8 protein-coding genes are annotated in these 9,426 nt (G+C 66.7%); 2 read left to right on the top strand and 6 right to left on the bottom strand.

Annotated features, from left to right (window positions below; genetic code table 11):
- Positions 1 to 70: 70 nt before the first annotated feature.
- The 5 genes from VFS34_12690 to VFS34_12670 all read right to left on the bottom strand — a co-directional run bounded on the left by VFS34_12690 (position 71) and on the right by VFS34_12670 (position 6,024).
- A complete protein-coding gene (locus VFS34_12690; GenBank protein HET9795309.1) occupies positions 71 to 1,390 on the bottom strand; it encodes a trypsin-like peptidase domain-containing protein in 1,320 nt (439 codons plus the stop codon).
- A 36-nt stretch (positions 1,391 to 1,426) separates the two neighbouring features.
- Positions 1,427 to 1,942 carry an Hsp20/alpha crystallin family protein gene (locus tag VFS34_12685; protein ID HET9795308.1) on the bottom strand — a complete coding sequence of 172 codons (516 nt, stop codon included), beginning with the start codon at positions 1,940 to 1,942 and terminating at the stop codon, positions 1,427 to 1,429.
- 26 nt (positions 1,943 to 1,968) lie between these two features.
- Positions 1,969 to 4,611 carry an ATP-dependent chaperone ClpB gene (clpB, locus tag VFS34_12680; protein HET9795307.1) on the bottom strand — a complete coding sequence of 881 codons (2,643 nt, stop codon included), beginning with the start codon at positions 4,609 to 4,611 and terminating at the stop codon, positions 1,969 to 1,971.
- A gap of 118 nt (positions 4,612 to 4,729) precedes the next feature.
- Positions 4,730 to 5,386, bottom strand: coding sequence for a 7-cyano-7-deazaguanine synthase QueC (queC, locus tag VFS34_12675; protein ID HET9795306.1), 657 nt, complete (start codon positions 5,384 to 5,386; stop codon positions 4,730 to 4,732).
- Positions 5,383 to 6,024 (bottom strand): radical SAM protein, encoded by a 642-nt coding sequence (locus VFS34_12670; GenBank protein HET9795305.1) that lies wholly within the window; start codon positions 6,022 to 6,024, stop codon positions 5,383 to 5,385. Before VFS34_12670 ends, queC begins: the two co-directional genes overlap by 4 nt.
- 289 nt (positions 6,025 to 6,313) lie before the next feature.
- On the opposite strand from VFS34_12670, the gene VFS34_12665 reads away from it, so the two are divergent.
- Complete coding sequence (locus VFS34_12665; GenBank protein ID HET9795304.1) at positions 6,314 to 6,928, top strand: DUF47 family protein; 615 nt, start codon at positions 6,314 to 6,316, stop codon at positions 6,926 to 6,928.
- Entirely contained in the window at positions 6,928 to 7,920 is a 993-nt protein-coding gene (locus VFS34_12660) for an anion permease (GenBank protein ID HET9795303.1), read from the top strand. The genes VFS34_12665 and VFS34_12660 overlap by 1 nt, the downstream gene beginning before the upstream one ends.
- 312 nt (positions 7,921 to 8,232) lie before the next feature.
- Here the strand turns inward: VFS34_12660 and VFS34_12655 are convergent.
- On the bottom strand, positions 8,233 to 9,426 hold a 1,194-nt coding region (locus VFS34_12655), incomplete at its 5' end, for a glycosyltransferase family 2 protein (protein ID HET9795302.1).

The following is a 9,426-nucleotide window of genomic DNA, read 5'->3' as shown; positions in this document are numbered from 1 at the left end:
CGAGGCGTACGTCGGAGGGTCACGGCGGTCGAGGACGCGCGTATTCGCTCGATGGATCGCCGCGCCCCGCCTAAGCGAGGGGAAAGGTCAGCGTATATTGCCAGCTGCCGCGCTGGACCACCATCAACAACGTCGTCTTGTTGAAGTCGCGGTTCAGGATCGCTTCGGCTTCCTTCTCGGTCCGCACGTCGTTGCCATTCAGGCCGACGAGGTAGTCGCCCGGCGCCAGGCCCGCGCGGTCGGCGGGGGAGCCGCGGTCGACGCGCGTGATCCGAAGCGCGCCGCGCGCGGGGGTGACCGCGATTCCGACGTCGTCGCGGAGGAGCCTCGCCCAGAGTCCCGCCGGCGGCTCCGACACGCGCAGCGGAAGCCGGCGCACGCCGCTGCCGGCCCGCACCGAGACCATGATGAGCTTCCCCGGCGTGACGCTCGAGAGGATCGTGTCGAGGTCGTTCTTCGTCTCGACCGGCCGGTTGTCGACCGCGACGATCACGTCGTTCTTCGCGACCCCCGCCGCGGCGGCGGGCGATCCCGGCTCGACGTGCGTCACCCGGTAGCCGATCGGCTTCCCGTCGCCGCCGAGGCGGGAAGAAGCGGTGCGGCCGCGCACCCCGATCCAGACGGGGCGGACGGAGCCGTAATGCAGGAGGTCGTCGACGATCCGCTTCGCCCGGTCGACCGGGATCGCGAATCCGATTCCCGAGGCGCCGCCCACGATCGCGGTGTTGATCCCGATCAGCTGCCCGTCGACGTTGACGAGCGGTCCGCCGGAGTTGCCCGGGTTGATGGAAGCGTCGGTCTGGATGAAGTCGGTGAAGACGCGCTCGCGGTTCTCCTCCGGGACCGTGCGGCCCACGGCGGAGACGACGCCGGCCGTCACCGTGTTCGAGAGGCCGAACGGATTTCCGATCGCGATGACGGTCTCGCCGATCAGGAGATCGGAGGACGTGCCCATCGGGATCGTCGGGAGGCCGGGCCGGGCTCCCCGGATCCGGAGCACCGCGAGGTCGTTGTCCTGGTCCGCTCCGACCACGTCGCACTCGTACTCCTGCCCGCTCTTGGTCGTCGCGATGATCTTCGAGGCGCCGGAAACGACGTGATCGTTCGTGAGGATGACGCCGCCCGTGATGATCGTTCCCGACCCGAGCGACTTCGTCTTGTATCGGCGCGGCCCGGCGTCGAACTCCCCGAAGAACTCGTCGAAGAAAGTCTGCTGCCGGCGCACCGTCTGTTCGGCGGAGATGTTGACGACCGCGGGGGAGACCTTTTCGACGACCGCGACGACTTCGTTGCGCCGGGTGGGCGGCGTCGCTCCGCGGATCCCGCCCGTCGAGGAAAGGGCGGCGACCGCGAAGGCCGCCGCCCCGAAGAGTCCGAGCCGCTGTCTCATGAACCGGAAAACCCGCGCACTCCGCGGAGAATTCCTTCAGGACTTGTGGACGTCGATCTCTTTCTTCCGGTTCGCTCCCGATCCGGCCTCGGCGGTTCCCGCCTTGATCGGGATCTGCTTGGGCTTGGTCTCCTCGCGCTTGGGCATGTCGATGTGCAGGATGCCGTCGGCGAAGGTGGCCTGGATCCGGTTCTGTTCGACGCTGTTCGGAAGCGTGAAGGAGCGCACGAACGTGCCGTAGGAGCGCTCGATCCGGTGGTAGTTTTCCTCGTTGCTCTCGCGGTTGAACTTTCGTTCGCCGCGGATCGTGAGGAGCCCGTCCTCGACGGTGAGGTTCACCTGGTCTTCCTTGAATCCGGGGAGCTCGACCTTCAGCTGGATCTTGTCTTTCCCTTCGAGGATGTCGACCGGAGGCATCCAGGTTCCGTAGGCGAGGCCTTCCTCTTCGGCGCCGCGCCGCGCCGGAGTGCGTTCGGAGCCGAGGAGCCGGCCCATGCGCTCGCTCCAGGTCTGAAGCTCCTGGAAGGGGTCCCATCGCGTGATTCCGTTCATGTTCGTTCCTCCTTTGGTTGGTGGGGTTATGGATGAGCCGCCGAAACCGGTTCGGCGGCGGGTTCGGGCGAACTCGCGGGGAGCTCGGTGAATCGCAGCGACTCCCCGTCGGCGGCGACGTCCACCTCGACCGTGGCTTTGCCGGTGAGCTGTCCGCCGAGCACCATTCGGGCGAGCGCGTCCTGGACCGACTTCTGGATCGCCCGCTTGAGCGGGCGCGCGCCGTACACCGGGTCGTAGCCGCGCCGGGCGAGCCATTGTGCGGCGGCGGGAGTCCACGCCAGCCGCAGGCCCCGACCCTCGAGGGTCCGCGCGAGGCGCCCCAGCTGGATCTCGACGATGCGCGCGATTTCCTCCTCCCGGAGGCGGTGGAAGACGACGACGTCGTCGATGCGGTTCAGGAACTCCGGCCGGAAGTGCCGCGCCAGCGCCTCCGTCACCTTCGCCTTCATCTCGGTCTCGTCCCGATCCGCGTATTCGTGGATCCACTCCGAGCCGATGTTCGACGTCATGATGATGACCGTGTTGCGAAAGTCGACGTTCCGTCCCTTGCCGTCCGTCAGGCGCCCGTCGTCGAGCACCTGGAGGAGGACGTTGAAGACTTCCGGATGCGCCTTCTCGATCTCGTCGAAGAGAACGACGCTGTACGGCCGGCGGCGGACGGCCTCCGTGAGCTGGCCTCCCTCTTCGTAGCCGACGTATCCCGGGGGAGCGCCGATCATGCGTGACACGGAATGCTTCTCCATGTACTCCGACATGTCGAGGCGCACCATCGCGTTCTCGTCGTCGAAGAGGAATTCCGCGAGCGCGCGGGAGAGCTCGGTCTTGCCGACCCCCGTGGGCCCCAGGAAGATGAACGAACCGGTCGGCCGGTTCGGATCGGAGAGTCCGGCGCGAGCGCGCCGGACCGCGTCGGAGATCGCGGTGACCGCTTCCTCCTGCCCGACGACGCGCCGCCGCAGCCGCGACTCCATCTGGAGGAGCTTCTGGCTCTCGGCTTCCATCATTCGCGAGACCGGGATCCCGGTCCACTTCGCGACGACCTTCGCGACGTCTTCCTCGTCGACCTCTTCCTTCAGCATCGGGGCGCCCCCCTGGAGCGCCGCGAGCGCGTCCTTCGCCTTCTCGAGCCGGCCGCCGAGGTCCCGGAGCTTCCCGTATCGGAGCACCGACGCCTTTTCGAGATCGCCCGCGCGCTCGGCGTCTTCCGCTTCGGCCTTCGCGTGCTCGATCTCTTCCTTGAGCTTCCGGATCTCGCCGATCGCGTTCTTCTCGTTCTGCCAGCGGACCTTCAGGCGCGAAGACTTCTCCTTCTCCTCCGCGAGCGCGCGGTCGATCGCCGCGAGCCGCTCGCGCGCGGCCGGCGTTTCTTCCCGCGTCAGGGCGCGTTTTTCGATCTCGAGCTGGACGATCCGTCGCTCGATCTGGTCGATGTCCGTCGGGAGGGAGTCGATCTCGATCCGGAGGCCCGAGGCGGCTTCGTCGATCAGGTCGATCGCCTTGTCCGGGAGGAACCGGTCGGTGATGTAGCGGTGGGAAAGCTGCGCGGCCGCGACGATCGCGGCGTCGGTGACGCGGACGCCGTGGTGCACCTCGTAGCGCTCCTTGAGTCCCCGGAGGATCGCGATCGTGTCCTCGACGGTCGGCTCTTCGACGTACACGGGCTGGAACCGGCGCTCGAGGGCGGCGTCCTTCTCGATGTACTTCTGGTATTCGTTCAGCGTCGTCGCCCCGATCGCGCGGAGCTCGCCGCGGGCGAGCGCGGGCTTCAACATGTTCGAGGCGTCCATCGACCCCTCGGAAGCGCCCGCTCCCACGAGCGTGTGCAGCTCGTCGATGAAGAGGATGACGCGTCCTTCCGCCTCTTCGACTTCCTTGAGCAGCGCCTTGAGCCGGTCCTCGAATTCGCCGCGGTACTTCGCTCCCGCGATGAGCGCGCCGAGATCGAGGGCGACGACGCTCTTGTTCTTCAGCCCTTCGGGGACGTCGCCCGAGCGGATCCGGAGCGCCAGGCCTTCCACGATCGCCGTCTTTCCGACGCCGGGCTCGCCGATGAGCACCGGATTGTTCTTCGTGCGCCGGGAGAGGACCTGCACGACGCGGCGGATCTCGTCGTCGCGCCCGATCACCGGGTCGAGCTTCCCTTTGCGCGCCGCCTCCGTGAGGTCGCGCGCGTACTTCTTGAGCGCCTGATACTTGTCCTCCGGGTTCTGGTCGGTCACCCGCGAGGAACCGCGGACTTCCTTGAGAGCCGAGAGGAGCGCCGATTCGGTCGCGCCCGAGGCGACGAGGGCCTTCGCGGCTTCCGTGCCCTTCGCGTCGGCGAGGGAGAGGAGCAGATGCTCCGTGGAGACGTATTCGTCCTGGAACTTCTGCGCGATCTCGAACGCCTTGTCGAAGACCTTGACGAGCGACGGCGACATCTGCGCATCGGCCGAAGCGCCCGACACCTTGGAGCGGCGGGAGAGCGACGCGTCGAGGGCGGACGAGATCGCTTCGGGATCGGCGCCGAGCTTGGCGAGGATCGGAAGGACGATTCCCTCCTTCTGCTCGAGCAGCGCCTTCAGGAGGTGGTCGGGCGTGAGCTCGGCGTGCCCCACGTCCCGGGCCAGTCGTTGGGCGTTGGAGACGGCCTCCTGGGCCTTGACGGTGAACTGGTCGAATCTCATTTCACCGGCAAGTCTAGAACCTTAGTATCTACATGTCAAGTGTTTTTTCTGAAAATCTGACTATATACACTAAGATTTTATCTACAGCTTTGCCAAGAACATCGCTTTCATTGGGATTTCAGGGGAGGCTTTGGACGGCTTTTTCGGCGCGCTGTCGAATCCGGCAGGAGTCGCATTTTCCGCAGGCGTCTCCCCCCACCCCCGGATCGTAGCAAGAAAGAGTCCACCGAAAATCGATCCCGAGCGATCGGCCGAGCCGGAAAATCCCGGTCTTCGAGAGCTTCAGGAGCGGCGCGACGATCGTGAACTTCGCTCCCCGAGCACCGGCGGCGGTTCCCAGATTCGCCATTCGCTCGAACGCCCGCAGGAACGCCGGACGGCAATCGGGATAGCCCGAGTAGTCGACGACGTTCGCGCCGATCCAGATTTCCCGGGCGCCCACCGCCTCCGCCCACGAGAGCGCGTGCGCGAGAAAAAGCGCGTTGCGAGCCGGGACGTACGTCGGAGGAATCCGCCCGCGCCGGACGCCCCCCTTGGGAACCGCGATCTTCCGCGACGTGAGCGCCGACTTCGCCTTTCCCGGCAGGTCGACGCGGACGACGCGGTGCTCCGCGGCGCCGAGGCGGCGGGCGAGGCGTCGCGCGAACGCGAGCTCGATCCGGTGGCGCTGTCCGTAGTCGAACGAGAGCGCGTAGACCTCGCGCTTCTTCGCGCGGGCGAGCGCGAGGCAGGTCGCGGAGTCGGCGCCGCCGGAGAGCAGCACGACCGCCCTCATCGCCCCGGCACGTCCCCCCAGAGGATCTTGTGGAGGGGAAGCCCGAGGCGGACGTCGCGCCCGCTTTCGAGGATCCAGGCGGCGAGATCGGCCGCCGGGAGGTCCTCCCAGACGGGAGAGAACGTCACCGCGCGCGCCGCGTCGAGGTCCCGCGCGGCCACGCGTTCGATCGCCCAGTCGAAGTCGGCGCGGTCGGCGAGAACGAACTTCAGCTCGTCGGCGGGGCGGAGCCGGTCGAGATTTTCGTCGAGGTTGAAACGGGACATGCCGCTTCCGGGCGCTTTGACGTCCACGATCGCGATCGCGCGCGGGTCGAGCCGGTCGAGCGGAACGTGTCCGCCCGTCTCGACGAGCACCTTCTTACCCGCGTCGAGCAGGCTCGTCATCAGCGGATAGGCCCCCTCCTGCTCGAGCGGCTCGCCTCCGGTCAGCTCGACCAGCCGGGTTCCGTGCCCCTCGACCTCGGCGGCGATCGCCTCGATCGACATCGTCCTTCCCCCCTCGAACGCGTAGGCCGAATCGCACCAGACGCAGCGCAGCGAACAGCCGGTCAGACGGACGAAGGAGCAGGGGAAGCCGGCGTGGGTCGATTCGCCCTGGAGGGAGCGAAAGATCTCGGTGACGGTGAGCGTTTCCAAAACCCTATTTTATGCGGGCGCGGACCCTACGCGCCGTTATGCGGGCGCCGAGGCTCGACCCGCGGCCTTAACGTACGTCCGAGTACGCCGCGGCCGCGGGCTCGGGCCTCCGCGCCCACCTTCCAGCACGTCTGGCCGCGCCGATTGCGGTCAGCCTTGTTCCATGTTCGCAGCGGGAAGGGCAGGGGACGATCGCCCCTTGTCGCGCGGCTCATCCATCGGGGCGCCGTTGAGCGCGGCATCAAATTCGTTTGAAGTCGCGAATGCCTTCGCATACGCTCCGCGCGACATGTTCGGCATGACGCGGCGCGATCGTCTCTTTTTCGACCTGTTCGCCTCGCAGGCGCGGGTGTCGTGCGAGGCGGCGGTGGTGCTCAACGAGGCGTTGACGACCCTTTCGGACCTCCCGGCCCGGGTCGAGAAGATCAAGTCGCTCGAGCACCAGGGGGACGAGCTCACGCACCGGATCTTCAACGAGAGCGCGCGGGTGTTCGTCACGCCGTTCGATCGCGAGGACATTCACGCGCTCGCATCGTCGCTCGACGACGTCCTCGACAACATCGACGCGGCGGCGGCCCGGCTGACGCTCTACAAGATCCAGGCCCCGATCCCCCTCGCCGCCGAGCTCTCGAAGATTCTCATCGGCCAGACCGAGATCCTCCAGGAATCCGTGGGGAAAGTCCTGAAGCGCGATCACATCATCGAGGCGTGCATCAAGATCCACTCCCTGGAAAACGAAGGGGACAAGGCGCTCCATGAGGGGCTCACCCGGATCTTCGACGAGGTTCGCGATCCGATCCTCCTCATCAAGGAGAAGGAGATCCTGGAGACCCTCGAGGCGGCGACCGACCGCTGCGAGGACGTCGCCAACGTCCTGGAAAGCCTCATTCTCAAGACCGCCTGATGATCCTCGGGCTGCCGCCGCTCGTCTTCCTGGTGGTCGCCTTCGCCCTGCTCTTCGATTTCACGAACGGGTGGCACGATTCCGCCAACGCCGTCGCCACGGTGATCTCGACGCGGGTCATGTCGCCGATCGCGGCGATCATCATGGCGGCGATCCTCAATTTCGCCGGCGCCTTCCTCTCGACCGCCGTCGCGAAGACGATCGGCGGCGACATCGTCGATCCGCACCAGGTGACTCAGCTCCTGACGCTCGCGGCGCTCCTGTCGGCGATCGTCTGGAACACGATCACCGTCTGGATCGGAATGCCCGTCTCCTCGTCGCACGCGATCGTCGGAGGCGTGATCGGCGCCGCGGTGGCGCAGAGCGGATTCGCGATCCTCAAGGGGAAGGGGATCCTGAAGATCGTCGAGTCGTTCCTCGTTTCGCCGATCCTCGGCTTCGCGATCGGACTCCTCGTGATCTGGGTCGTGATCGTTCTCTTCGCCCGGTCGGCCCCCTCCCGGGTGAACTCCCTTTTCGGCCGCGCGCAGATGGTGTCGGCCGGATTCATGGCGCTCTCGCACGGGAGCAACGACGCGCAGAAATCGATGGGAATCGTGACCCTCGCGCTGTTCTCCGCCGGGAAGCTCTCGAAGATCGACGTGCCGACGTGGGTCATCGGCGCCTGCGCGCTCGCGATGGGGATCGGCACGGCCGCGGGCGGGCGGAAAGTGATCCGCACGCTCGGCATGAAGATGATCCACCTCCGGCCCTACCAGGGATTCGCCGCCGAGACCTCGGCGTCGGCCGTGATCCTCACGGCGTCGCACTTCGGCCTTCCGGTGTCGACGACGCACGTGATCTCGTCGGCGATCATGGGCGTCGGCGCGCAGAAGGGGGTCTCGGCGGTCCGCTGGGGGGTCGCCCGGAACATCCTCCTCGCCTGGACGTTCACGCTCCCGCTCACGGCGGGCGTCGCGTGGCTCCTGATGAAGCTCTTCCTGCTGTTCTGACCGTCGCCGGAACGACGCTCGCGGAGCTCGGATCGTTCCGGCTCCCGCCGCGCGGACCTCCTCCCTGCGGTTACTCGGGAGACTATCCACGCGGCGGCCTTTCGCGGCTCGGGCTCATGCCCTCGACCGCTTCGGCGCCCCCGCCGGCCGAATGAGGGCCCCGAGAAGAATCGCCGGAACGACGCTCGCGGAGCTCGGATCGTTCCGGCTCCCGCCGCGCGGACCTCCTCCCTGCGATTACTCGGGAGACTATCCGTGGGGCGGCCTTTCGCGGCTCGGGCTCAAGCCCTCGACCGCTTCGGCGCGACGGTCTCAGTCCGGCCGCGTTTCGGCGACCGGAGCGAGCGCGGGGGAATGCGTCGACGCGGCGGAAAGGCGCGGCAGCCGCGGCGCGAACTGCTGCGAAAGCGTCAGCATCGTCATGTAGAAGTAGCCGGAGAAGAAGATCATCAGGAACGGAATCGCGAGATAGATCCGTTTCTCGAGCGAGATTCCGATCGCGATCGCGAAATAGACGGCGAGCGTGATCTCGAAGACGAACGAGGCGTTCACGCGGGTCCGGTACGCCTTCCTCTTCCAGTCGTCGGGCCGGTTTCCGACGGAATACTTCGGGGTTCGCCGGAATTCGCCGACGCGGCCGAGAACGGCTTCCAGCACGGCGTGGGCGTTGTTGACCGCGAGCCCGATCCCGAGCGACATGACCATCGGCATGTACCGGAGCTGTCGGACCCATCGGGGGCTGATCTCCTTCTGCGACGCGACGTAGAAGAGGATCACGGAGGACGTCGAGATGAAGAAGAGGGGGAAGTCGAGGAGGATGATCGGCGTCCAGCCGAGCCGGTGCCGGATGATCATCGCGGGAAACACCAGGATCGAGAGGGCGATGACGAGCGGGTAGGAGAAGTTGTTCGTCAGGTGGAAGAACGACTCGATCTTCACGCGCAGAGGGAAGGCGCTCCGGAAGATCCGGGGCAGGAGCTTCCGGCCGGTCTGGATCGAGCCCTTCGCCCACCGGTGCTGCTGCGTCTTGAACCCGTTGATGTCGACCGGGACCTCGGCGGGGGAGACGACGTCCTTCAAATACACGAATTTCCAGTGGGCGAGCTGGGCGCGATACGAGAGGTCGATGTCCTCCGTGAGCGTGTCGGAGTTCCATCCGCCCGCTTCCTCGATCGTCGTCCGGCGCCACGCCCCGGCGGTGCCGTTGAAATTGAAGAATCGGCCGCTCCGGTTCCGCGCGGTGTGCTCGACGACGAAGTGCCCGTCGAGGAGGATCGCCTGCAGCCGGGTGAGGAGGGAAAAGTCGCGGTTCAGGTGGTCCCACCGCGCCTGAACCATCCCGACCTCCGGGTCGGAGAAGAAATCGATGGTGTCGTGCACGAAGGTCGGCGGCGGGACGAAGTCGGCGTCGAAGACGAACAGGAACTCGCCGGTCGATTTCTCGAATCCTTCCTTGAGCGCGCCCGCCTTGAATCCCGTGCGGTGGTTCCGGTGGAGATAGTGGAC

The organism is Thermoanaerobaculia bacterium (assembly GCA_035717485.1).
Classification (GTDB): domain Bacteria; phylum Acidobacteriota; class Thermoanaerobaculia; order UBA5066; family DATFVB01; genus DATFVB01.
This window is presented reverse-complemented; position numbering and strand designations above follow the sequence as displayed.

Bases quoted from the DNA above. Each gene is read 5' to 3' on its own strand.
- VFS34_12690 (HET9795309.1), bottom strand. From the start codon at position 1,390: ATGAGACAGCGGCTCGGACTCTTCGGGGCGGCGGCCTTCGCGGTCGCC.
- VFS34_12685 (HET9795308.1), bottom strand. From the start codon at position 1,942: ATGAACGGAATCACGCGATGGGACCCCTTCCAGGAGCTTCAGACCTGG.
- clpB (HET9795307.1), bottom strand. From the start codon at position 4,611: ATGAGATTCGACCAGTTCACCGTCAAGGCCCAGGAGGCCGTCTCCAAC.
- queC (HET9795306.1), bottom strand. From the start codon at position 5,386: ATGAGGGCGGTCGTGCTGCTCTCCGGCGGCGCCGACTCCGCGACCTGC.
- VFS34_12665 (HET9795304.1), top strand. From the start codon at position 6,314: ATGTTCGGCATGACGCGGCGCGATCGTCTCTTTTTCGACCTGTTCGCC.
- VFS34_12660 (HET9795303.1), top strand. From the start codon at position 6,928: ATGATCCTCGGGCTGCCGCCGCTCGTCTTCCTGGTGGTCGCCTTCGCC.